This is a genomic window from Aliivibrio sp. S3MY1, from assembly GCF_028765575.1.
Taxonomy (GTDB): Bacteria; Pseudomonadota; Gammaproteobacteria; order Enterobacterales; family Vibrionaceae; genus Aliivibrio.
Map to the genome: position 1 here is coordinate 85,624 of NZ_JARACO010000008.1, position 23,568 is coordinate 109,191.

Here is a 23,568-nt window from a genome sequence, read left to right on the forward strand (position 1 = left end):
GATGCAGTATCAAGTACTAACTGTAGGTAACCCAAACAGTGGTAAAACAACCTTATTTAATGGCCTAACGGGTGCTAAGCAACAAGTAGGTAACTGGGCTGGTGTAACCGTCGAAAAGAAAACAGGTAAATATACGTGTTCAGGTGATGAGTTTTTATTAACGGATTTACCTGGCATCTACGCGTTAGACAGTGGTAATGATGTAAATAGTCTTGATGAAACTATCGCTTCGAGAGCGGTTTTAACACATGATGCAGACGTTATTATTAATGTGGTGGATGCCTCTTGTTTAGAGCGTAGTTTATATATGACATTACAACTACGTGAATTGGGCCGTCCAATGATCGTTGTACTGAATAAAATGGATGTATTAAAGCGTCAACGACAGGTTCTTGATATTAAAGGGTTAGAGAAAAAACTAGGCTGCCCTGTACTTGCACTTTCTGCAAACAACACTGGTCAAGTTCATAAATTTAAAGAAAAACTACATAAGTCTATTGCTCAAGGCATAAAAATGGTTCCGCTTGAGTTGACGTATGGTGAGCAAGTTGAGACGGCAATAGAGGAAGCGTCATCATTATTTACAAGTGATTATGCATCAAGTCGTTCATTGGCTATCCGGGCACTAGAAAATGACGCATTAGTATTGAATGCATTAGAAGCAGAAAAAAGAAATGCAGTGGCTAATATCGCTAATGTATTAACGACGCAAGTCGAAGCTGATTTTCATATTGCAGATTGTCGATACACATTTTTACATCAATTATGTCAGCAATTGCGTCGCCAAGAAGGTGGTTTAAGCCATAGTGTTAGTGAGAAAATTGACCGTGTAATTTTGAATAAATGGATAGGGATTCCTTTCTTTTTCTTTGTCATGTACCTGATGTTTATGTTCTCTATTAACATTGGTAGTGCATTCATTGATTTCTTTGATATTGGTGTTGGTGCATTACTGGTTGATGGTAGCCATTATTTATTAGATGGTCATTTGCCTGTTTGGTTAGTTACACTTATTGCTGATGGTGTTGGTGGTGGTATTCAAACCGTTGCGACATTTATTCCAGTGATCGGTTGTTTATACTTATTCCTATCTTTACTTGAAAGCTCTGGCTATATGGCTCGTGCAGCATTTGTACTTGATAAAGTAATGCAAAAGATTGGCTTACCAGGTAAAGCGTTTGTTCCTTTGGTTCTCGGCTTTGGTTGTAACGTTCCCGCTATCATGGCGACTCGTACCCTAGAGCAAGAGCGTGAACGTAAACTGGCGGCATCAATGGCTCCATTTATGTCATGTGGTGCACGTCTTCCTGTTTATGCTTTGTTTGCTGCCGCTTTTTTCCCAGAAAATGGTCAGAACGTGGTATTTGGTTTGTATTTCTTCGGTATTTTAGCGGCTGTATTTACAGGTTTATTGCTAAAACACACTATTTATCCGGGTCGTAGTGATACGTTTATCATGGAAATCCCAGATTATGAATTTCCAACAATACGTAACATCATGATTAAAACATGGCAGAAACTAAAACGCTTTGTACTTGGTGCAGGTAAAACGATTGTTGTTGTTGTAACTATTTTAAGCTTCTTTAACTCATTGGGTATGGACGGTTCATTTGGTAACGAAGACAGTGAAAACTCTGTGTTATCTAAAGCCGCTCAAGTTGTTACTCCAGTATTAGCACCAATTGGTATTCAAGAAGATAACTGGCCTGCAACCGTGGGTATTATTACCGGTATTTTTGCAAAAGAAGCCGTTGTCGGTACATTAAACAGCTTATATTCAGATCCTGCAGATGAAGGTGCTGAGTTTGATTTAATGGCAAGTCTTGAAGAGGCGGTGATGTCTATTCCTGACAACCTATCAGGCTTAAGTTATTCAGATCCACTAGGTGTTGAAGTCGGTGATTTAACAGACTCTAGTGCTGTTGCAGAGGACCAAGGTGTTGCTGATTCAATTTTTGGTAATTTACAAGCTCACTTTGTGACAAGCGCAAGTGCGATGGCTTACTTAATCTTTATTCTGCTTTACACGCCATGCGTGGCTGCAATGGGGGCATACATGCGTGAGTTTGGTCGTCAGTACTCTTACTTTATTGCGGGTTGGACAATGCTATTGGCTTATGTATCAGCAACGCTCTACTACCAAATTGCGAATTTTTCTAATGCACCAATGACAAGCAGTATGTGGATTGCAATTTCGTTAATCGTAATGGCAGTGACTTATCTTGCCTTGAAACATAAAAGCAAAGAAGTAGAGCAACAAGAGGCTGCTTTAGTATGATTTTAACCGAGCTTAAACAGTACATTGATGAACAAGGCCGTGTAGAGCGTATTGCATTAGCAAAGAAATTCAGCATGAGTGAAGATGGTGTCGATGCAATGCTTGAGCTCTGGGTGAAGAAAGGGAAGTTAACTCGTGAGCTTATTGGTTGTGACAAGACTCAGTGTTGCCAAGAGGCTGAACGCGTCTGGTATCGCCCTGTATACAAAGATGAGTTAATGACCACTTACATACGATAATCATTTAACGATTAAAGTGATAAATAAAAACGAGAGCCAATTGGTTCTCGTTTTTTTATGGGTTGAACAGACATAAAAAAAGACACGCAATTTTCATCGCGTGTCTTTCTATTTTCGTTAACTACACTCTATTACTAGAGTATAAAATTAGTTAATTACTTTTTCTTCAGCTTGCTCTGCTTGAGAAGCTTGGATAGCCGTTAGAGCTACTGTGTACACGATATCGTCTACTAGAGCACCACGAGACAAGTCATTTACTGGCTTGCGCATACCTTGAAGCATTGGACCGATAGATACTAGGTCAGCAGAACGTTGAACCGCTTTGTATGTTGTGTTACCAGTGTTTAGGTCTGGGAATACAAATACAGTTGCTTTACCTGCAACAGGAGAATTAGGTGCTTTAGAAGCAGCTACGTTTTCCATGATTGCAGCATCGTACTGTAGAGGACCATCGATCATTAGATCAGGACGTTTTGCTTGAGCAAGTTTTGTTGCTTCACGTACTTTATCAACGTCTGCACCCTTACCAGATTCACCAGTAGAGTAAGAGATCATTGCAACGCGAGGGTCGATACCAAATGCCGCTGCAGAGTCAGCAGATTGGATAGCGATTTCAGCAAGTTGCTCAGCTGTTGGATCTGGGTTGATCGCACAGTCACCGTATACAAGAACTTGATCAGGCAGAAGCATGAAGAAGATTGAAGATACGATAGAAGCATCAGGTGCTGTTTTGATGATTTGGAATGGAGGAACGATAGTGTTTGCTGTGGTATGAACCGCACCAGACACAAGACCGTCAACTTCACCCGCTTCAAGCATCATAGTACCAAGGAATACTGAATCTTGTAGTTTCTCACGAGCTACAACTTCAGTCATGCCTTTCGCGCCACGTAGCTCAACTAAACGAGCAACGTAGTTTTCACGTACAGCAGCAGAATCGATGATCTCAACGCCAGCACCAAGTTCAACACCTTGTTGAGCTGCAACACGACGGATTTCTTCTGGGTTACCAAGAAGAACACAAGTCGCGATACCACGCTCAGCACAGATAGCCGCAGCTTTAACTGTACGAGGCTCATCACCTTCAGGAAGAACGATACGCTTAGCCGCTTTACGAGCAAATTCAGTTAACTGGTAACGGAATGCTGGTGGGCTTAGACGACGGATGCCTTCAGTACCTTCAGATAGAGAGTCAATCCAAGGGCCATCAATGTGGCTAGCAACGTGTTCGTTAACAAACTCAATACGCTCTTTATCATCTGCAGGAACTTCAAGGCTGAAGCTTTGTAGATTTAGAGAAGTCTGCCAAGTGTTACCTTGCGCTGTGAAGATTGGAAGACCAGCATCTAGTGCAGGCTTACAAAGTTCAGCGATTGATTTAGGGATCTCGTAACCACCAGTTAGTAAGATTGCACCGATTTCAACGCCGTTCATTGCAGCAAGACATGCAGCAACGATAACGTCAGGACGGTCAGCAGAAGTTACTAATAAAGAACCTGGCTTGAAGTGCTCAATCATGTGCGGTAAAGAACGTGCACAGAAAGTGATGCTCTTAATACGACGAGTCGCGATTTCACCTTCATTGATGATTTCAGCATTAAGGTGCTTAGCCATATCGATAGCACGCGTAGCGATTAGATCGATTTTCCAAGGCACACAGCCAAGAACGCGAATAGGACTAGAGTTGAAGATTTGCATTACTTCAAGGTTAGTCTTAGACGTTGCATCTGCATCATCAAAGATTTCAGATAGATCAGGGCGAGTACGGCCCGCTTCATCAACAGGTGCATTTAACTTGTTGATGATAACGCCAGCGATTTGTTTGTTCTTAGTGCCGCCGAAGTTAGAACATGCTACTTCGATACGCTCTTTAAGTTGAGAAGGATTATCTGTACCAGGAGTAGCTACAAACACAATCTCAGCGCCCAGAGTTTTTGCTATCTCACCATTTAATTGGTTAGCAAATGGGTGCTTACGAGTAGGAACAAGACCTTCGATAAGCGTCACATCAGTGTCTTCACTGATAGACTTATAACGAGCAACGATTTCTTCTAAAAGAACATCAGTTTGATCGTTACGTAGAAGTTCTTCTGCACGAGAAACTGTTGTAGGTTCTGCTGCTTTAATATCGCTACTGCTAGTCACAATTGAAGTAGTTAGATCAGGTTGATCACCACCGTGACGAGGTTGAGAGATAGGTTTGTAAAAAGAAACGCTTACGCCTTTACGTTCCATAGAACGTAAAACACCCAAACTTGCGCTAGTTAGACCAACACCAGCACTGATTGGAACAAGCATAATAGTACGAGACATGGAAGATTCCTCTACACTATTGGGGCAAGAGACCTTATTGAAAAAATAAAGCCATAGAAAGAAAAAAGGCTAACCTAATGGCTAGCCTTTTAGGAGATATATTATAGACCAGTTAATTTAGCTGTGTCTTCTGCGATTACTAGCTCTTCGTTAGTAGAGATAACCATTGCAGGGATGCGGCTGTTTGCTGTAGTGATAGTACCTTCACCACCGAAACGCGCTTTAAGGTTAGCTTCGCTATCAACTTCGATACCGAAGATGCCTAGACGGTTAAGAACCATTTCACGGATTGGAGCAGAGTTTTCACCGATGCCGCCAGTGAAAGTGATAGCGTCTAGACGACCTTCTAGAGTTGCTGTGTAACCTGCAACGTATTTAGCTAGACGGTGACAGAATACATCCATCGCACGAGTTGCTTCTTCTTTCTCGCCGTAGTTGTCTTCAACGAAACGACAGTCAGAAGTCACTTGAGTTAGACCTTGTAGGCCAGACTCTTTAGTTAGCATGTTGTTGATTTGCTCAACAGAGTAACCTAGTGCGTCATGTAGGTGGAAAACGATCGCAGGATCGATATCACCACAACGAGTACCCATTACTAGACCTTCAAGAGGAGTAAGACCCATAGAAGTATCTACAGATTCGCCGTTCTTGATAGCACATACAGATGCGCCGTTACCTAGGTGACAGTTGATGATGTTAACTTCTTCAACTGGCTTGTTTAGTAGACCAGCTACTTCACGAGTGATGAACAGGTGAGAAGTACCGTGCATGCCGTAACGACGGATACCGTGATCTGTGTATAGGTTGTACGGTAGAGCGTATAGGTAAGACTCTGCAGGCATTGTTTGGTGGAAAGCAGTGTCAAATACAGCAACGTTTTGAAGCTCAGGGAAGTTTGCTTTAGCAGCTTCGATACCGATGATGTGAGCAGGATTATGAAGAGGTGCAAAAGTTGCAGCGTCTTGAATGCCTTTAAGTACTTCATCAGTGATAAGTGCTGATGCAGTAAATTGCTCACCACCGTGTACGATACGGTGACCGATAGCGCCTAGGTTAGCTTTAAGCTCTGGCTTAGAAGCAAGAATAGTTTCTACCATAAATGCTAGTGCTTCTTCGTGTGCTGCACCTTCACCTAGTTGAGCTTCATGTTTGCCATCAAGTTTCCACTTCATACGAGCTTCAGGAAGACCAAGACACTCAGCAAGACCAGTTAAGTGCTCAGCACCAGATTCTGCGTCAACAACCGCAAATTTAAGAGAAGAACTACCGCAGTTTAAAACTAAAACCAGCTTAGACATGTATAAATACCTATTTATTCATCAGTAATTAAAGTTATGCCGTAGTGACATAACAATGACAAATGCAGTTAATTTAAAAATTATTACCGCATTTGCATAAAAAAGTTGGCTATCCTTAGAAAGAGCATTACAGCAGTCCTTGCTGATTTATCCTTTTTTAGCTTATAGTAGAACTACAGCTAAAAAATAAATCAGCGCATAGGATAACGATTGTGCGCTAAGATAACAAAAATATTTTAAGATAATATTAATTCTAATCAAGTTTATTCTCTATTTTTTTGAATAATTAAACTTTTGTTTAGAAATTAAGGGGGCAATATGAGTGAAAACGGTTTTCTATTCCGATTTCGAGACGGTCAGACTTACATGGATGCTTGGCCTGAGCGAAAAGAGTTAGCTCCAATGTTCCCAGAGCAACGAGTGATTAAAGCGACTAAGTTTGCTGTAAAGGTAATGCCAGCTGTTGCTGTTATTAGTGTTCTGACTCAAATGGCTTTCAATAATACTGCCGCGTTGCCGCAAGCGATTATTATTGCTCTATTCGCACTAAGTATGCCATTACAAGGGTTTTGGTGGTTAGGTAATCGAGCAAATACAGTATTACCACCAGCATTAGCAAATTGGTATCGTGAGTTATATCAAAAAATTATTGAATCAGGGGCTGCATTAGAGCCAATGAAGAGCCAACCACGTTATAAAGAGTTAGCTAACATTTTAAATAAGGCGTTTAAACAGTTAGATCGTAGTGAATTTGAACGTTGGTTTTAATGAAATATTAGTATAAATTGCTCACAGCAATCCCTTTAAAAGGTAAAAATGAGAGCTGAACGTTTAAGAGTAGCCTTAGATGTTCGGCTTTCTTGTCCGTGATGACTGACAAGTTGTCAGTCATTTTTAACGCTTAAATGATACTCAATAATGAAGTTTATTAAGGATAAGTTTGATTTCATCGATGGTGTTTTCACAATAAGCATAAAGTGTATTTTGTTTTTTTAACAAAACATATTTATTAGTTGTATATATGAAAAATTATTCATTAAAGAAAAAAATTCTTTTTATTACCCTTTTGTCGCTAGTTTCTGTTGTTTTTCTTCTTTCTTGGCAGAGTTACTCTGAGCAAAAAAAACATGTGTATGAAACGGCATTACAACAATTAAATCGCCTTTCTGATCTGCACTCAACAAAAATTGATGAGTGGATGAACTTTAGAATAAATATTGTAAATGGTTTAGCTAATCACAAAAATGATAGCGAAGATTTACTGTATTTGGCACAAAGTTCAGGTGGGTTTTTAATTAGTTATTATACTTATTATGATGGCCGTTTGCTTACGTCTGATCCAACTCTTGACGTAACAGACTTAGATCTACGTGATGCCGATTGGTATATGGATGCTCAAAAGCAAAGCTCAACGTTAGTAACCTCGCCTTATCTAGAGCCAATTTTAAAAGATACAGTAGTGACAATAGCAAAAGCCACTGATGATGCAGTTGTGGCATCGGATTTATCAATTGCTACTCTAATTAAGCAAGTATCAGAAATGGCTTTACCTGATAATGGGGAAGCCTTACTTATTGATAAAGACGGTAAGATCATTGCCTACAAAAATAAAGAGTTAGTTCAAAAATCAATATCGAAAGTGAGTGCTCAACTAAATATCCAACAGGTAGAACAAGCATCTAAAAATAAACAACTTACTCAAGTGATCTTTGATTCTCAAGGCAAAGATAAATTGGTTTGGGCAATAACAATCCCAGATCTTAATTGGACGTTATTACTTGCGATTGATAAAGAAACATTAGACGCGCCATTAAAAGTACAATTAACCAATCAGTTATTGAGTGCAGGTATTGTTTTGTTACTTAGTATTCTTATCATGGTTTATGTTATGAATGTGATGTTTGCTCCATTATTACGAATTACGCATGCATTAGGTACTATTGCTAATGGTAATGGCGATTTAACACAGCGCTTAAAAATCGAATCTCATGATGAAATTGGTGAATTGGCAAACAGCTTTAATGTATTTACAGATAGCCAACACGCTCTGATCCGTCATATCAATCAACAAAGTGTGGATTTAGAAAAAGACGCGTCACATGGTGTGGAAAATAGCCAATTAACAATGAAGAGTTTAGCAAGTCAGCAAGAACATCTGATTTCTGTAGCAACAGCGATGAATCAAATGTCCGGAGCGGCGAGCGATATCGCGATGAATGCTGCACAAACAGCGACGGCAGCACAGCAATCAACGAAAAATTCTGAAGATGGATTAACGTTAGCGAGTTCGACACGCCACTCTGTTCAACAATTGGCTCTTGAAGTATCAAATACGACAGATGTGATTAGTGAGTTAAATAGCCATGTAAATTCTATTTCTGGGATTTTGGTAACGATTCAAGCTATTGCAGAACAAACGAATCTATTGGCATTGAATGCGGCGATTGAAGCAGCTCGTGCTGGTGAGCAAGGCCGAGGTTTTGCCGTTGTTGCAGATGAAGTTCGTGTATTATCGAAACGAACACAAGATTCAACGCAAGAGATTTATTCAATGATTGAAACATTGCAAAAATCGACAAGTAAAGTAGTTGAGGCAATGGAGTCAAATAAACAAACGGTTGAAGGAACAGTGAATGACATCGATCATCTAGCTGAAAGTTTGAATGAAAGTAACCAAGCTATTTCATTAATTTCAGATATGGCGACTCAGATAGCTACTGCTGCAGAAGAACAAAGCCAAGTGATTCTTGAAATGAATGATAATACGATGACGATAAAAGAGACCAGTGAAGATATCATGTTATCGGCTCAGAGCAGCCTAGGCCAAGCTCAAGAGCTAAAAATGCATGCTGATTCATTAAATGAGCAAGTATCTCAGTTTAAGATTTAACGAAAATATGCCAGTAAGAGTTTACGTACTCTTGCTGCTTATATTAATACAAAAATGCCGCTAACTCACGTTAGCGGCATTTTTTATTCGGCTAGGTTGTTGATATTACATACGCTCTAGCGTTTCAATACCTAATAGGTCTAGACCTTGTTTGATTGTTTTAGCGGTTAGTGCAGCTAGTTTCAGGCGGCTTTGCTTAACCGCGTCATCTTCATTGTTAAGAATTGGACACGCTTCGTAGAAACTAGAGAATTGACCAGCAAGTTCAAATAGGTAAGCACACATTAAGTGAGGTTGACCTTCACTTGCTACTGCTTGAACGGCTTCTTCAAATTGCATTAACTTAGAAACAAGTGCTTTTTCTTTCTCGTCAGAGATCTTAACTTCACCCGTTAACTCATCCATAGACAAGCCAGCTTTGCTGAAGATAGAAGCAACACGAGTGTAAGCATATTGCATGTAAGGCGCTGTGTTGCCCTCAAATGCAAGCATGTTGTCCCAATCAAAGATGTAATCTGTCGTACGGTGCTTAGAAAGATCAGAGTACTTAACTGCTGCCATTGCAACCGTAGTCGCAATTTTTGCTTTTTCTTCAGCAGATAGATCTTTGTTTTTCTCTTCGATTAGTGTGGTTGCACGTTGCTCTGCTTCATCAAGAAGATCAGCCAGACGAACCGTACCACCTGCACGAGTTTTAAATGGACGACCATCTTTACCTAGCATCATACCAAACGCGTGATGCTCTAAAGATACGCTCTCAGGAACATAGCCCGCTTTACGAACAATAGTCCATGCTTGCATTAGATGTTGGTGTTGACGAGAATCGATGAAGTAAAGAACACGATCAGCATTCAGCTCTTCGAAACGGTATTTAGCACAAGCAATATCAGTGGTTGTGTAAAGGAAGCCGCCATCACGTTTTTGAACGATAACGCCCATAGGCTCGCCATCTTTGTTCTTATATTCGTCAAGGTAAACCACTTGAGCGCCATCACTCTCAACCGCTAGACCTTGTTTTTGAAGATCAGCAACGATTGGAGCAAGCATGCTGTTGTACATGCTTTCACCCATTACGTTATCACGAGTCAGTGACACGTTTAGACGATCGTAGTTGCGTTGGTTTTGAACCATAGTTACGTCAACAAGCTTCTTCCACATTTCTGCACAGAACTCATCGCCGCCTTGAAGTTTTACAACGTAGCCACGAGCTGTTACTGCAAACTCTTCGTCTTCGTCATACAGTTTTTTAGATTCACGGTAGAAACCTTCAAGATCAGACAGTTCCATAGAAACTTCGCCTTTCTCTTTTTGAATGCGCTCAAGGTTTGCGATAAGCATACCAAATTGAGTACCCCAGTCACCGATGTGGTTAGCGCGTGTAACGTTGTGACCTAAAAACTCAAGAGTACGAACAACAGCATCACCGATGATAGTTGAACGTAAGTGACCCACGTGCATTTCTTTTGCAACGTTTGGCGCAGAGTAATCTGCAACGATGTTTTGTTGTTTTTCTTTAGCTACACCTAGGCGTTCATCAGCTAATGCTGCTTCTGCTTGTTGTGCTAGAAATTCTTCTGATAAGAAAATATTGATAAAGCCAGGGCCTGCAATTTCAGTTTTGCTAGCGATGCCATCAAGATCCAAAACATCCAGTACTTTCTGAGCAAATTCTCGTGGGTTTGTACCTAGTCGCTTAGCTACGCCCATTACGCCGTTAGCTTGGTAGTCACCAAATTGTGCTTTTGCAGATTGACGAACGGCGGCAGGGCTGCCTGCTGGCGCGCCTGCTGCTTCTAAGGCTTGAGAAACTTTGTCGTTAATAAGTGATTGAATATTCAAAGAGGTTATCCTTCATATCGCTGTTAAACAGGAATGCTGTTGCATGGAAAGCAAAATAGTGGGTAATAATAGCAATAAAACAGGGGATATTTAATAGTTTCTGTTATTTTTTATTGCAACTTAGGGGCTATTTTTCGAAAGGTTCTAAACATCAAGTAAAGAGGTTGATACAATTCGGTTTCTCCTTTTTACCGTTAGGTTGCCTTCATGTCATCACTATTATTAAAACAGCAACAATTAGAGCCTCAGCAATTGATTACTGCCTTGCCTTCTTTCATTGGGAGGATTCAAGCATTACTGGATGTATTAGAGATTGATTTAACTCAATATCAAGCAGATCATATTGCCCTACGAATTAATGATCGAGAGGTTGCAGAAGCCGCTCATCAAGCGTGGTTACAACAAGCTGAAGAATGGTCAAATAATGAGATCAATGGTCGCCCAATCATTGCACTAGGCTTTAATCAACCTTTAGAGGTTAGTGGTTGGTCTATTGAATGTTTAGAGTTGCCATATCCGAGCGGAAAAAGTTACCCGCAACAAGGTTGGGAGCATATAGAGTGGGTGATCCCATGTGCTGTAGATTCTCAAGAGGCGTTTTTAGATTACGTATTAAAAACCTTCCCAACGCTAAAAGAGAAGTGGGATAACTTAGTGTCTTTGGGTGTAAAAGTTAAACAGAGTTGTCCATCAGGTGATGCAGAGCGAATTGCAAATTATACCGTTGCTTTTAAATATCAAGGTGTATGTATAAAGCTTCATCCACATAGCCTCAAAGCGGTTATCGAGAGTGAGCAGGCCTAAATAGGCTTAATATCTAAAAAATATAAAAGGCATCCAATCCAGAGTTTGGATGCCTTTTTTAGGTATTTATCTATTATGAAGATTTACTGAGCTAATGGCTTACATAATTCAGCGACCACTTTTAAACGGCGCTCTGGTTCAGCAACAAAAGGGTTTTCTTCATCCCACGCATAACCTGCCAAAATAGCACAGATCATTTGTTTAATTTTAGGGTTTGAATCTTCATGGAAGATAACATCTTGGAATGACCCTTCGTACCAACCTTCCACATAGCAACGGAAGGTATTTACGCCCTTCATTAGTTTATCTGAGTAATCAACCTGCCAATCAACCTCTTCTTGGTTAAATTGCTTAATCAACGACTCTGCAGCTAACTCTGCCGATTTCATCGCAATGGTTACACCAGAAGAAAATACAGGGTCAAGAAATTCACCAGCATTACCTAAAAGTGCAAAGTTACGATCAAACAGTTTGGTGACATTGGCTGAATAACCCATGATCTCACCACATGGATTTGGGTACTCGGCATTGGCAAGTAATTGCTTGAGGTTGTTATCCTCAGTTGCCAGTTGTTTTAATGCCTCGAGATTATCACTAGGGTAATCTGCAAAAAACTCAGGCTCACCAACCACACCAAAAGAACAGGTTCCATTACTGAATGGGATTAGCCAGTACCATACTTGCGTGTTGATTGGATGTACAGAAATAAGGATTTTATCTCTGTCATAGTTTTCGTTAACAATATTGTCAGTAATGTGGGTGAAAATGGCTTTTCGTGGTGGTAAGCAAGACGGTTCTTCTAGGTTTAACAATCTTGGTAATACACGACCGAATCCACTTGCATCTAAGATAAAATCTGCTTCAATGTTATAAGGGTTACCTTGAGTATCTAACACAGAAAGGATCGCTTTAGGTTGAGAGACATCAACATCAGTAATTTCATGTTGGTAACGAATGTCTACCCCTTGCTCTTGAGCACTGTCAGCAAGCACTTTATCAAAGTTACCACGCTGAACCTGATAAGTGGTTCCTGCACCCTCTGAAAACTTATTAGTAAAATCAAATGAAGTAAACGAACCATCAAAATGAAAAGCGGCCCCATTCTTATATTGAAAATTGGCTTTTTCTACAGCCTCAAGCATTCCTGCTTTTTTAATTGATTCCATGCAGGCAGGAAGCAAACTCTCACCAATTGAAAAGCGAGGAAATGTAGATTTCTCTAAGATGATGCAATTAATATTGTGTTTTTTTAATAACGCAGCAGCAATCGAACCTGACGGACCGGCACCAATAATAGCAACTTGAGTTGATTCTGAGTTGATTGATTGTTTTGATAGCACAGATGGCTCCTATTTAGCTCTAAGCTCAAGTAGTGAATGACCTAAACCAATATTATTAGTTTGCTCAGCAACGGCAAAACCTGCTTCTTCAATAATTTCTAAGAAATCGCTGCAACGATAGAAGCGACTATTACCGTTAGCTAAACAGGTGAAGTATAGTGACGTCGCATTTAAGCTATATGATGCAGCATCGTATTTTTGCTCATCCCAAAATAGCTCAAGAATATAAACGGTTGCATCAGCAGACATTGCGGCACGAACGCGTTTTAGAATGCTTAAAATCTCCATAGGGGAGAAGCAATCTAAAAATTGGCTCATCCACCACACATCAGCACCTTGAGGTAAAGGCTGTGTTTTATCTAGCATGTTAGTTGGATGACCATTAATACGATCAGCAAAGCCTTGTTGTTCTGCATTTTTTAGGGCCATTTCGATCTGTTGTGGCAAATCAATAATCGTGACATTCACATCTTGATCGTAGTTACAGCATTGCAGTGCCCATTTACCCGTGTTACCACCAATATCAAAAAGACGCTTAGGTTTTTTGCTTAATACTTTTTCTAATAAAATAGGAAATGAACGGTCAGAATAGAAATGATCAAACTTAAACCAGCTCTCTTTTGCTTTTTCTGGCAGTCGAGATAAGCCTTCATAGATAGTTGGCCAATCCCCAAGCTCTTTCAAGCCAGCAGGAGTGCCCTCCTGAATTGCTTCTGTTAGGTGCATCATTGCGGCATAGCAAACATCGGCAGTGAAATCTAAATTCGCATTAGTCATGCCATCGTGCAATAAAAAATGCCCAAGATTAGCAAGTACGTAATTTGGCTCATCCCATGTCACAATATGTGCGCTAAGTGCCATATCAAGAAGGACTTTAACGCCATATTCAGAGACGCCAGTCTCTTGAGATAATTGAACGGCATTTAAGCCTTGATCAGTTGCTTTATCTAGCGCGGCAAGAATACCAAGATCTCTGAGAGTACGAGCGGTTTGAAAAACGATAGGGGCAAAAGAAAGTTTCTGTGCTTCTGTTTTTGCTTCTAGTGCATTAAAAGGGTCGTTTTTATATTGAGTCACGAAATTAGCCATAGTGTTAGAAGATGAAAATGATCATATCAGTGGTGCTGAGACAAACTTTGTTTAAAAGCAAGAAACCACTGATATTTATTAAAGTTCAATAGATTAGTCGATAATATTGGAGACTTTATTATCCTTAAATTCAACGTTAAAGGTGTTAAATCTATTTTTCCAATATCGCCACTTATTGCTATTTAAGTCAGGAGTTTTATGCTCTGGTGGGAAGCCAATCGCATATTTAACCCCTTCTTTAGTCATCCCTTCTGTAACTACTCCTTTTTTTATCCCTTTTTGATCCAGAGCACTGAGTTTTTTTATTTTTGAGTTATTACATTCAGTACCAAAATAATGACTTAGATATTTAGAAAAATCAGGGGAGGATTTGTGTTTCGTTAAGTTATATTGCTTATCTGTACTGCTAATTTTGAAGGTTAAATTTTTATTTGTCACATCAACAATATTAACTTGAGTACAAACGGGAATTAAACCATCTTGTTGAAAGTTAACAGAATAAAGCTTCATTCTTTTTTCATCAGGATGCAGGTTTACTAAGGTGTAAACCGGTTTGTTGGTTTGAATTAAATCTTCACCAGTTACTTTATCCGTCAGAGGAATAACGCCTGCACAACCGGATAGTATAATGGCGGCAGTAGCGAGTAAGCATGGTTTGTAAAATGACATAATTAATCCCTTATTATTTATTTTCATATTAATTTACCGTATGGCTTGCCACTTTTGTATTTGCGCCAAGTCACTGAATTCATATATCCTATACGAGTAGGGAAATAAATTGTAATATTTTTACGACTAGATGGACATCATGGCATACGCAAATTTTAACATTATTGATTGGCACGCGATTTCTGCTGGAATAGACACAAAAACAGCGTGGCAGAAATGGCAGAAAACTAATTTCATCTGGCCTGAGGGAGAGAAAGCCCCTGTCGATAAAATCCCCGCGATGGCTCGAAGAAGGATGAGCTCATTAAGTAAGTTGGCGGTTCAAACTGCGCTTACTTTAGTTCAAGAACAAGAGGTTGATTATTTAATCTTTGCTAGCCGTCATGGAGAATTAACCAGAACCTGTGCTTTACTAGAAGACATTTTAAAAGGTGAAGATGCCTCTCCAATGGCGTTTTCTCAATCGGTCCACAATACCGCTGCTGGTTTGTTCACAATTACAGCCAAAAAAGCCATTCCAGTGACTTCGATTGCAGCAGGCGAAAATACATTTCATTCTGCATTAATAGAAGCAGCTGCATATTTGAGTGATAACTCGGATCACCGTGTTTTAGTTATTGACTTTGATGAGCCACTTCCGTCACATTATCAAGAATTTGAACAACAAGAGTATCAGGGCTACGCTTTTGGTCTTATATTGAGTGCGGGTGATGATTTTTCTCTACAATGGAACAATAAACCCTCAATCAAATCGGGTGTAATGCCTCATGGCTTGCAATGTATTTCTAAGTTAGTAGGATCGCAGTCTCAATGGATGATAGAGAGCTCTTCAACACAATGGACATGGACGCATAAATAACACATGACTTTGATTTTACGTATTGATAAATGCTGGCGAATTGTGGCCACTGGATTCTGTTTTTCTTTATTTGGAATTGGTGCGCTTTGCTTAACGTTTATTATTTTTCCGCTATTAACGTTTACAGCGAAAAATGCCAAACAACGTGAAATAAGAGTCCAGGCGATTATACAAAGAAGTTTTCTTCTCTTTTGTAAAACAATGCATTATAGCCGCGCGATTAAATATCAATTTGATGGTGCTGAACGCTTGCAGGACGATAAAAATTGTTTGATTGTCGCAAATCACCCCAGTTTGATCGATTATGTTTTAATTGCTTCACAATTGAAACAGTGTGATTGTATTGTTAAAGCGGCTCTATGGCATAATCCGTTTATCCGCGGGATTGTTAGAGCGGCAGGTTATATTCCAAACAGAGAGCCTGAAGCATTTTTAGAAGAGTGCTCAGAGAAGTTAAATTCTGGAAATGTGCTATTGGTTTTTCCAGAAGGAACCCGAACGACGCCAGGGATTACCTCTAAGCTTCAGCGTGGGGCTGCTCAAATAGCGGTGCGTAGCGAAAGTGATATACGCATTGTTCATGTAACAGTCACGCCAAGTTTTTTAACCAAAGAAGCTAAGTGGTATCAAGTACCTGATGTCCGTCCTTTTTTTCATATTGAAGTGAAAGAAAAGGTCGCCATTGCCCCTTTTATCGATGGCGCTGATTCACCTTCTTCAGCGGCTCGAAACGTGAATCGATTTTTAGATACAGCTTTGTATCCTCAAAATGAATTTAATACATCAAAAGAAAATAAGTAGGTCATTGATGGAAGCACTACACAACGAAATTAAGTTATTAATTATTGAAGCTCTGAATTTAGAAGATATCTCAGTAGATGATATTGAAACTGACGCACCATTGTTCGGTGACGGTTTAGGGTTAGATTCAATCGATGCTCTAGAGTTAGGTTTAGCCATCAAGAAAAAATACAGCTTAGTATTGGATGCTGATGACACTCAAACCCGTGAACATTTTGCGTCAGTAGCAAACTTAGCGGCATATATTACTGCAAATAAAGCGTAAGAGAGTAAGTCATGACAGAGGTAAATAGAGAGCAAGTATTAGAGCAAGTGACAGCTGCACTGGTTGAATTATTTGAAATCGATGAAGCGGATATCACGCCTGAAGCTCAACTATATACTGATCTAGATTTAGACAGTATTGATGCGGTTGATTTAGTGGTTCACTTACAAAAAGTAACAGGTAAAAAAATTAAGCCAGAAGAGTTCAAAGAAGTTCGCACTGTTGATGACGTGGTTAACTCAGTAGCAGCGTTGCTAAAATAATGCGTTGGCTGACGGTACTGTCAGCCATTGCACTGCTTGCTTATCCGCTAGCGGTTTACTACGGTCTCCAGTTTGGTGGGATAACGACGGTAGCGGGCGTGCTAGCGGTGTTGTTTTTGGTGCGAATGGTTGGTGGAAAACAAGTTCCAATAAAAGAGCTTAAATACATTGCTATGATCAGTGGTGGGGCAGGAATTATTCTTGCTGGATTGGGCTGGTTATTTCGATCAGAAGGGTGGTTCACCTTTTACCCTGTGATCGTTAATGTTGTCATGTTCACTGTCTTTTTTTGGACGCTATTTCAATCTCAAAGCATGATAGAGCGTTTTGCTCGCCTTCAAGAACCAGAGCTTCCGCCGAGTGGCGTGGCCTACACTAGAACCGTAACCAAAGTGTGGTGTGTTTTTTTTGTAATTAACGGTTCGATTTCACTCTCTACTTGTTTTTTAGAGATAAAAGTATGGATGTTGTATAACGGTTTTATTAGCTATTTACTGATAGGGACTTTATTTGTCACTGAATGGCTAGTGCGTCAATGGATAAAGAGAAAAGAAGCATGACCTACACAGCACTTTCCCATCTTACCAATCAAGACAACCTAACTCATAATGTGTGTTTTGATGAACAACACACCTACGTGAGTTATCCGCAGTTTCAGCATGATGTGCAACGAGTGTGTGGTTATTTATCTCATCAACCAGAAAAAAAATGGGCGTTATGTTTTAGCGACAGCTATCAGTTTTCCGTCTCTTTTCTTGCTTTGGCTCATGCTGGAAAACACATTATTTTACCAGGAAATCATCAACCTGCGGCACTAACTGAATTATCTGAACATTTTGAATCCTTGTTGCATGATGACATAATTCAAGTCATGCCATGCAAACATCATTGCGATTATCAAACCATCAGCGACAATGTTATAAGCGTATTATCCCCGTTAGTGTTAGGTAACATCCGCCTTACTTTATTCACCTCTGGCTCTACTGATACCCCCAAACCAATTGAAAAAACGTTGCAGTTACTGAGTAATGAAATCCAGCAATTGGAACAGTTATGGGGTGACAAGTTAGACGCGACTGAAATTTACAGTACCGTTTCTCATCAACATATTTATGGGTTGTTATTTAGAGTGTTATGGCCCTTGTGTGCAAGTCGTGCGTTCTGTCGAACAAATTTCATTTATCCTGAACAAATTTTATCTCATCAACCAGAGCATAAAAAAACACTCATTTGCAGCCCAGCCTTATTAAAGCGCCTTGCTGATCATGAAGGTTACAATCGCTATCAAATGGTTTTTTCTTCAGGTGGTCCTTTGGTCATTGAAGGAGCTGAGCAAAGTGAAATTAAACTCTCTTTACGCCCATTTGAAGTGTATGGAAGTACTGAAACTGGTGGGGTTGGGTATCGCCAACAAATGGAACCTATGTCGCCGTGGACATTTTTTCCATCTCATCAAGCTCGCTTAAATATTGAGCATTGCCTAGAGTTATTATCCCCCTTTATTGATCAATCATTATGGTATCCGACCAGTGATTACTGTGATTTGTTGGATAATGGACAGTTCATGCTAAAAGGGCGAGTGGATAGAGTCATTAAAATTGAAGAAAAGCGGTTATCACTTACTGAAGTTGAAAAGCGTTTGATGCAACTTGAGTGGATTAATGAAGCGGCCGTGATCCCAATGGAAGAAGCGAAACGTACTGTATTAGCTGCGGTTATTGTTCTTTCCGATACAGGGAACAAATTAATGAAACAAGGCTCTAAAGGTAAGTTTTGGTTAAAATTACGCTCTGAATTAAGAGAGTGGCTAGAGCCGGTAGGCATTCCACGTCGCTTTAGAGCGGTTGAAGAGATCCCATTAAATAGTCAAGGTAAGCGTCAAATGCACGATTTACAGCAGTTATTTAATGATGTTAATGATTAAAAGAAGTACTCATGACAAAACGTAAACCGACCATTATTTCTACGGAAATAGACACAGAAGATCAACATCAGCCAAGTGTTGTTATTACACTACGTGTGGATGATGATATTTGGGATTTTACAGGGCATTTTCCTGGCCATCCATTATTACCAGGGGTTACTCAGGTAGATTGGGCGATTTATTATGGTCAGATGTATCTACAAGCGAATTCTGTTTTTCAAGGCATGGAAGTTTTAAAATTTCAGGAGCCAATCTTACCTAATACAGACGTTGAACTAGAGCTTCGTTGGGTAAAAGACAAAGAAAAGCTGTATTTTACTTTTAGTTCTAAACAAGGCGAGAGCATGAGTAAACACTCCTCTGGCCGAATTTTATTAGGACAATAACATGACAACCTTCCGTCCTTGTTTTCTTATTCCTTGTTATAACCACGGCAAAACTGTCCCGGCGGTAGTTGAATCATTACTGAACTTTGGTTACCCAATGTTAATTGTTGATGATGGCAGTAATACAGAAACAAAACAGATATTAGCGGATGTAGCAGCAAGTAATGAAGGAGTCACTTTAATTACGTTAGCTGAAAACCAAGGCAAAGGCGGCGCTGTTATTGCCGGAATTGAAGCCGCATATCAACAAAGTTTTAGCCATGCGATTCAGATTGATGCTGATGGGCAGCATGATTTAGAGGCTTTACCTAAACTGATTAAAGAGTCAGAAACGTATCCTACCGCATTAATTTCAGGCCAACCTGTTTATGACGAGAGTGTACCTAAGTCGCGTTTATATGGTCGCTATGTTACCCATGTTTGGGTTTGGATTGAGACGCTTTCATTTGCCATTAAAGACAGTATGTGTGGTTTCCGATCTTACCCAATCGGACCAACGATAGGTGTTTTAGAGCGTGTGGTTATTGGTCGTCGAATGGACTTTGATACTGAAATCATGGTTCGTATGTACTGGAATGAAACTGACGTTCGTTTTGTTAATACCCGTGTTATTTATCCAGAAGATGGCATTTCTCATTTTGATGCACTATGGGATAACGTAAAAATTAGCTGGATGCATACAAAACTTGTTTTTGGTATGTTGCCTCGTATTCCGTCGTTGCTTCGTCGCCAACCTGTGCAAGACGATCATTGGTCTTCACACGCTGAGCGCGGTACGATTTTGGGTATTCAATTTCTGCTTTGGATTTACTCAACGTTTGGTCGTGGCGTGTTTTCGGTATTGCTAAAGCCTGTGATGGCGTATTACTACTTACGTGGCGGCTCAGTAAAACAAGCGTCTGATGATTTTATTCAGCAGGTAAATGCATACGCCCGAATTAAAGGCATCACTCTGCCTGAAAAACTTACTCCTTATCGCCACTTGGTGTCATTTGGTGAAACCATGTTAGATAAGTTAGCAGCATGGCGTGGTGATTTCTCAGAGAAAAACTTAACCGTTCATGGTGTTGAATATTATGAGGAATTATTTAAACGTGAAAAAGGCATTGTTATGCTCGGCTCACATTTAGGTAATTTAGAGTTATGTCGAGCATTAAGTCGCCGTCATAAAAATTTAAAAATTAATGCGTTAGTATTTACTGAACATGCTGAGCGTTTTAATGCCGTCATGAGCACCGTGAATCCTCAATCAGATATCAATTTAATTCAGGTCAGTAAAATGGGGCCAGATACCGCCATTTTATTGCAACAGAAAATTGATGCCGGTGAATGGATTGTGATTGTGGGAGACAGGACCTCTGTCACCAAAGAAGATCGCGTTATTTGGGCGGATTTCTTAGGTAAACCAGCACCGTTCCCGCAGGGGCCATTCATGTTGGCGTCTATTTTAAAGCAACCGGTTTATTTGATGTTTGGATTGCGTGACGATACACAAAAAGATCCCCGTTTTGATGTGTATTTTGAACCGTTTTCAGAACAAATTATTTTACCTCGTGGACAACGAGAAGAGGCTTTGCAAGAAGTCGTACAAAATTATGCCCAGCGTTTGGAGCATTACACATTAAAGGCACCATCACAGTGGTATAACTTTTTTAATTTTTGGCAGTTAACTGGAAAGAAAGATGACAACTAATTCAATTACATTTGGTAAGGGACGTCTGACGATTGAAGACGTTGTTGAGATTGCAAATGGTGCAAATGCACAATTAAATAACGCTGACGAATTCACTGCTAAAATTGATCGTGGTGTTGAGTTTCTTGAACGACTTCTAAAAGAAGAGGGCGTTATCTATGGCGTAACGACGGGTTATGGTGATTCTTGTACGGTTGCGATCCCTATGGATTTAGTGGATGAGCTACCATTACATTTAACACGTTTCCACGGCTGTGGTTTAGGTGAAAATCTAGATGAGCAACAATCTCGTGCGGTGTTAGCCACTCGTTTGTGTTCTTTATCTCAAGGCGTTTCAGGCGTCACGCACGATTTGTTAAATCAAATTGTCACCCTAATTAATCATGGAATTTCACCGCGCATTCCTCAAGAAGGCTCAGTGGGCGCAAGTGGTGACTTAACGCCGTTATCATATCTTGCGGCGGCATTAATTGGTGAGCGTGAAGTTATCTATAAAGGTGAGATCCGAGCAACGGCTGATGTGTTTAAAGAGCTGAACATCACACCAATTAAACTGAAACCGAAAGAAGGTTTAGCGTTAATGAATGGTACGTCAGTAATGACGGCATTGGCGTGTTTAGCGTATAAACGAGCTGAGTACCTAGCGCAAATGGCAACCAAGATCACCGCAATGGTATCTGTTGGCATGCAGGGCAATGACTTCCATTTTGATGAAGCCTTATTTGCGGTAAAACCGCATCCAGGCCAACAACAAATAGCATCATGGTTACGTTCTGATTTACATAATGAAACGCCACCAAGAAACAGTGATCGCCTACAAGACCGTTACTCTCTACGCTGTGCGCCACACGTAATTGGTGTTCTGCAAGATAGCCTACCGTTCTTACGCCAAATGATTGAGAACGAATTGAACAGTGCTAACGATAATCCAATTATTGATGGTGATAATGAGCGTGTTCTTCATGGCGGTCATTTCTACGGTGGTCATATTGCGATGGCGATGGACATGCTCAAAACAGCGGTTGCTAACATTGCTGATCTACTGGATCGTCAAATGGCACAGTTAATGGATTATAAGTTTAATAACGGCTTACCATTCAACCTAACTGGCGCAACGGGCGCTCGTAAACCTATTAACCATGGCTTTAAAGCGGTACAAATTGGTATCTCAGCATGGACAGCCGAAGCGCTTAAAGGCACGATGCCAGCAAGTGTATTCTCACGTTCAACAGAGTGTCATAACCAAGATAAAGTGAGCATGGGTACTATTGCGTCACGTGATTGTTTACGTGTACTTCAGCTAACAGAACAAGTTACCTCTGCCTCTCTACTAGCGGCGACTCAAGCGTTAGTGCTACGTGAGAGACAAGGTGAGTTAAGTGATGACGAGCTAAGTGTTGAGTTAAAAACCATGCGTGATGCGGTGTTGTCTGAGTTTACCTTTGTGGATGAAGATCGCCCATTAGAGCAAGATTTACGTAACTTTATTGATAAAATTCAACAACAACATTGGACACTGTACTAATGTCAAACTCTGTGGTTAATATTGAAGATAAAAGCGACACACTTGAAATCAAAGCATTAAGCACAGAAGTGTTGATCACCACCGCCTTTCAGGATGCCGATCCTATGGGCGTGGTGTATCACGGTAACTATTTTCGTTTCTTTGAAAAAGCACGTCATGAAATGCTTGAGAAGATAGGGTATAGCTACCGAGAGATGATGGCATCAGGCTATGTTTGGCCCATCATTGACACTCGTGTGAAATACGTAAAATCGATTCCTTATGATCATAAGATCCGAGTGGTGGCCACACTAACTGAATGGGAAAACCGTATGCGTGTAGATTACGTTATTTATGATGCTGATTCAGGCGTTAGAATGACCAAAGCTCACACCATGCAAGTTGCAGTTTCAATTGAAACTGAAGAGATGAGCTTTGTCTCACCTCGTATATTTACGGATAAAGTAGAGGCTTACCAACGTGGGTAATTTTAAACATTACTGTGCATTATGGATTGCTGTGGGCTTTTTATTATTTAGCGTGAATAGCTTTGCTTTTGGCATTAGTGATTTACAACAGCAATTAGCACAATCGACACTGGTTCGTGGTGAGTTTCAGCAAGTTCGAACCATGCAGATGTTTAATCAACCTTTATCAACATCAGGCACTTTTTTGTTGGATCATGAAAAAGGGCTATTGTGGCAACAAACCAAGCCATTTCCAATTAATCTAACATTAACTCAGAACAAACTTCGCCAATCAATTAATGGTGAAGCTCAAGTAATGAATGATTCTGATAACCCGATGGCGTTCTATTTTACGCGTTTATTTTTGTCTTTGTTTAAAGGCGACACTGACGCGATAAAAGAGAATTTTACATTGCAACTTTCAGGCGCGAAAGACGGTTGGACATTGCTACTTATACCAAAAACCTCACCAATCGATCGTGTATTTAAGTCAATTAAGATTGAAGGTGAACAGTATCTGAACCGAGTTGTATTAAGTGAAGTTCGTGGCGATGTTACTGAAATGGTATTTACTCAGCAATCCACTCAACCAAACACCTTAACTGAAAAAGAGTTAGCTGCATTTGCCTTTTAACGGTATTAAATAG

At 40.1% G+C, this 23,568-nt stretch carries 22 protein-coding genes; 16 read left to right on the forward strand and 6 right to left on the reverse strand.

Features of this window, described 5'->3' with window-relative positions; translation table 11 throughout:
• Position 1 precedes the first annotated feature (1 nt).
• Positions 2-2,278, forward strand: a complete 2,277-nt coding sequence (gene feoB / locus PVK62_RS07430) for a Fe(2+) transporter permease subunit FeoB (RefSeq protein WP_274443774.1) — start codon at positions 2-4, stop codon at positions 2,276-2,278.
• A complete protein-coding gene (locus PVK62_RS07435; RefSeq protein WP_274443775.1) occupies positions 2,275-2,517 on the forward strand; it encodes a FeoC-like transcriptional regulator in 243 nt (80 codons plus the stop codon). Before feoB ends, PVK62_RS07435 begins: the two co-directional genes overlap by 4 nt.
• Positions 2,518-2,664: 147 nt before the next feature.
• Here the strand turns inward: PVK62_RS07435 and pta are convergent, their stop codons facing one another.
• Both pta and PVK62_RS07445 read right to left on the reverse strand, forming a co-directional pair.
• Positions 2,665-4,830: a phosphate acetyltransferase gene (gene pta, locus PVK62_RS07440; RefSeq protein WP_274443776.1), complete on the reverse strand. Its 2,166-nt coding sequence runs from the start codon at positions 4,828-4,830 to the stop codon at positions 2,665-2,667.
• Positions 4,831-4,931: 101 nt separating this feature from the next.
• Complete coding sequence (locus PVK62_RS07445) at positions 4,932-6,128, reverse strand: acetate kinase (protein ID WP_274443777.1); 1,197 nt, start codon at positions 6,126-6,128, stop codon at positions 4,932-4,934.
• Positions 6,129-6,446: 318 nt separating this feature from the next.
• Between PVK62_RS07445 and yfbV the strand changes: the two genes are divergently transcribed.
• Both yfbV and PVK62_RS07455 read left to right on the forward strand, forming a co-directional pair.
• A complete protein-coding gene (gene yfbV, locus PVK62_RS07450) occupies positions 6,447-6,896 on the forward strand; it encodes a terminus macrodomain insulation protein YfbV (protein WP_274443778.1) in 450 nt (149 codons plus the stop codon).
• A gap of 253 nt (positions 6,897-7,149) precedes the next feature.
• A complete protein-coding gene (locus PVK62_RS07455) occupies positions 7,150-9,018 on the forward strand; it encodes a methyl-accepting chemotaxis protein (protein ID WP_274443779.1) in 1,869 nt (622 codons plus the stop codon).
• 105 nt (positions 9,019-9,123) lie between these two features.
• On the opposite strand, the gene argS is transcribed toward PVK62_RS07455, so the two are convergent.
• A complete protein-coding gene (argS, locus tag PVK62_RS07460) occupies positions 9,124-10,857 on the reverse strand; it encodes an arginine--tRNA ligase (protein ID WP_274443780.1) in 1,734 nt (577 codons plus the stop codon).
• 207 nt (positions 10,858-11,064) lie between these two features.
• On the opposite strand from argS, the gene PVK62_RS07465 reads away from it, so the two are divergent.
• On the forward strand, positions 11,065-11,661 hold the full coding sequence (locus tag PVK62_RS07465; RefSeq protein ID WP_274443781.1) for a VOC family protein: 597 nt from the start codon (positions 11,065-11,067) through the stop codon (positions 11,659-11,661).
• Between the two features lie 83 nt (positions 11,662-11,744).
• Here PVK62_RS07465 and PVK62_RS07470 read toward each other — a convergent pair whose 3' ends face one another.
• The 3 genes from PVK62_RS07470 to PVK62_RS07480 form a co-directional block, all read right to left on the reverse strand.
• On the reverse strand, positions 11,745-12,983 hold the full coding sequence (locus tag PVK62_RS07470) for an NAD(P)/FAD-dependent oxidoreductase (RefSeq protein ID WP_443111764.1): 1,239 nt from the start codon (positions 12,981-12,983) through the stop codon (positions 11,745-11,747).
• A 27-nt stretch (positions 12,984-13,010) separates the two neighbouring features.
• Positions 13,011-14,078 (reverse strand): methyltransferase, encoded by a 1,068-nt coding sequence (locus PVK62_RS07475; protein WP_274443783.1) that lies wholly within the window; start codon positions 14,076-14,078, stop codon positions 13,011-13,013.
• Positions 14,079-14,183: 105 nt separating this feature from the next.
• On the reverse strand, positions 14,184-14,759 hold the full coding sequence (locus PVK62_RS07480) for a hypothetical protein (protein ID WP_274443784.1): 576 nt from the start codon (positions 14,757-14,759) through the stop codon (positions 14,184-14,186).
• A gap of 139 nt (positions 14,760-14,898) precedes the next feature.
• Between PVK62_RS07480 and PVK62_RS07485 the strand changes: the two genes are divergently transcribed.
• Genes PVK62_RS07485 through PVK62_RS07535 form a run of 11 tightly spaced genes read left to right on the forward strand, consistent with a single transcriptional unit; the run spans position 14,899 to position 23,555 of the window.
• The gene (locus tag PVK62_RS07485; RefSeq protein WP_274443785.1) at positions 14,899-15,618 is read left to right on the forward strand and encodes a beta-ketoacyl synthase chain length factor; all 720 of its coding nucleotides are present in this window, start codon (positions 14,899-14,901) and stop codon (positions 15,616-15,618) included.
• A 3-nt stretch (positions 15,619-15,621) separates the two neighbouring features.
• Positions 15,622-16,419, forward strand: coding sequence for a lysophospholipid acyltransferase family protein (locus PVK62_RS07490; protein WP_274443786.1), 798 nt, complete (start codon positions 15,622-15,624; stop codon positions 16,417-16,419).
• A 7-nt stretch (positions 16,420-16,426) separates the two neighbouring features.
• Positions 16,427-16,684, forward strand: coding sequence for a phosphopantetheine-binding protein (locus PVK62_RS07495; protein ID WP_242504782.1), 258 nt, complete (start codon positions 16,427-16,429; stop codon positions 16,682-16,684).
• 11 nt (positions 16,685-16,695) lie between these two features.
• Complete coding sequence (locus PVK62_RS07500; protein ID WP_130043148.1) at positions 16,696-16,947, forward strand: acyl carrier protein; 252 nt, start codon at positions 16,696-16,698, stop codon at positions 16,945-16,947.
• Entirely contained in the window at positions 16,947-17,507 is a 561-nt protein-coding gene (locus PVK62_RS07505) for a hypothetical protein (protein ID WP_274443787.1), read from the forward strand. The genes PVK62_RS07500 and PVK62_RS07505 overlap by 1 nt, the downstream gene beginning before the upstream one ends.
• The gene (locus PVK62_RS07510; RefSeq protein WP_274443819.1) at positions 17,483-18,871 is read left to right on the forward strand and encodes an AMP-binding protein; all 1,389 of its coding nucleotides are present in this window, start codon (positions 17,483-17,485) and stop codon (positions 18,869-18,871) included. Before PVK62_RS07505 ends, PVK62_RS07510 begins: the two co-directional genes overlap by 25 nt.
• Before the next feature lie 11 nt (positions 18,872-18,882).
• Positions 18,883-19,257: a 3-hydroxyacyl-ACP dehydratase FabZ family protein gene (locus tag PVK62_RS07515; protein WP_274443788.1), complete on the forward strand. Its 375-nt coding sequence runs from the start codon at positions 18,883-18,885 to the stop codon at positions 19,255-19,257.
• Position 19,258: 1 nt separating this feature from the next.
• Positions 19,259-20,950, forward strand: coding sequence for a glycosyltransferase family 2 protein (locus PVK62_RS07520; protein ID WP_274443789.1), 1,692 nt, complete (start codon positions 19,259-19,261; stop codon positions 20,948-20,950).
• Positions 20,940-22,475 (forward strand): HAL/PAL/TAL family ammonia-lyase, encoded by a 1,536-nt coding sequence (locus tag PVK62_RS07525; protein ID WP_130086620.1) that lies wholly within the window; start codon positions 20,940-20,942, stop codon positions 22,473-22,475. The genes PVK62_RS07520 and PVK62_RS07525 overlap by 11 nt, the downstream gene beginning before the upstream one ends.
• Positions 22,475-22,942, forward strand: coding sequence for an acyl-CoA thioesterase (locus PVK62_RS07530; RefSeq protein WP_274443790.1), 468 nt, complete (start codon positions 22,475-22,477; stop codon positions 22,940-22,942). Before PVK62_RS07525 ends, PVK62_RS07530 begins: the two co-directional genes overlap by 1 nt.
• Positions 22,935-23,555, forward strand: a complete 621-nt coding sequence (locus PVK62_RS07535) for a LolA family protein (protein WP_274443791.1) — start codon at positions 22,935-22,937, stop codon at positions 23,553-23,555. Before PVK62_RS07530 ends, PVK62_RS07535 begins: the two co-directional genes overlap by 8 nt.
• The last annotated feature ends 13 nt before the right edge of the window (positions 23,556-23,568 follow it).

Coding starts and splice junctions, on each gene's coding strand:
- feoB (WP_274443774.1), top strand. CDS start 2: ATGCAGTATCAAGTACTAACTGTAGGTAACCCAAACAGTGGTAAAACA.
- PVK62_RS07435 (WP_274443775.1), top strand. CDS start 2,275: ATGATTTTAACCGAGCTTAAACAGTACATTGATGAACAAGGCCGTGTA.
- pta (WP_274443776.1), bottom strand. CDS start 4,830: ATGTCTCGTACTATTATGCTTGTTCCAATCAGTGCTGGTGTTGGTCTA.
- PVK62_RS07445 (WP_274443777.1), bottom strand. CDS start 6,128: ATGTCTAAGCTGGTTTTAGTTTTAAACTGCGGTAGTTCTTCTCTTAAA.
- yfbV (WP_274443778.1), top strand. CDS start 6,447: ATGAGTGAAAACGGTTTTCTATTCCGATTTCGAGACGGTCAGACTTAC.
- PVK62_RS07455 (WP_274443779.1), top strand. CDS start 7,150: ATGAAAAATTATTCATTAAAGAAAAAAATTCTTTTTATTACCCTTTTG.
- PVK62_RS07465 (WP_274443781.1), top strand. CDS start 11,065: ATGTCATCACTATTATTAAAACAGCAACAATTAGAGCCTCAGCAATTG.
- PVK62_RS07480 (WP_274443784.1), bottom strand. CDS start 14,759: ATGTCATTTTACAAACCATGCTTACTCGCTACTGCCGCCATTATACTA.
- PVK62_RS07485 (WP_274443785.1), top strand. CDS start 14,899: ATGGCATACGCAAATTTTAACATTATTGATTGGCACGCGATTTCTGCT.
- PVK62_RS07490 (WP_274443786.1), top strand. CDS start 15,622: ATGACTTTGATTTTACGTATTGATAAATGCTGGCGAATTGTGGCCACT.
- PVK62_RS07495 (WP_242504782.1), top strand. CDS start 16,427: ATGGAAGCACTACACAACGAAATTAAGTTATTAATTATTGAAGCTCTG.
- PVK62_RS07500 (WP_130043148.1), top strand. CDS start 16,696: ATGACAGAGGTAAATAGAGAGCAAGTATTAGAGCAAGTGACAGCTGCA.
- PVK62_RS07505 (WP_274443787.1), top strand. CDS start 16,947: ATGCGTTGGCTGACGGTACTGTCAGCCATTGCACTGCTTGCTTATCCG.
- PVK62_RS07510 (WP_274443819.1), top strand. CDS start 17,483: ATGGATAAAGAGAAAAGAAGCATGACCTACACAGCACTTTCCCATCTT.
- PVK62_RS07515 (WP_274443788.1), top strand. CDS start 18,883: ATGACAAAACGTAAACCGACCATTATTTCTACGGAAATAGACACAGAA.
- PVK62_RS07520 (WP_274443789.1), top strand. CDS start 19,259: ATGACAACCTTCCGTCCTTGTTTTCTTATTCCTTGTTATAACCACGGC.
- PVK62_RS07525 (WP_130086620.1), top strand. CDS start 20,940: ATGACAACTAATTCAATTACATTTGGTAAGGGACGTCTGACGATTGAA.
- PVK62_RS07530 (WP_274443790.1), top strand. CDS start 22,475: ATGTCAAACTCTGTGGTTAATATTGAAGATAAAAGCGACACACTTGAA.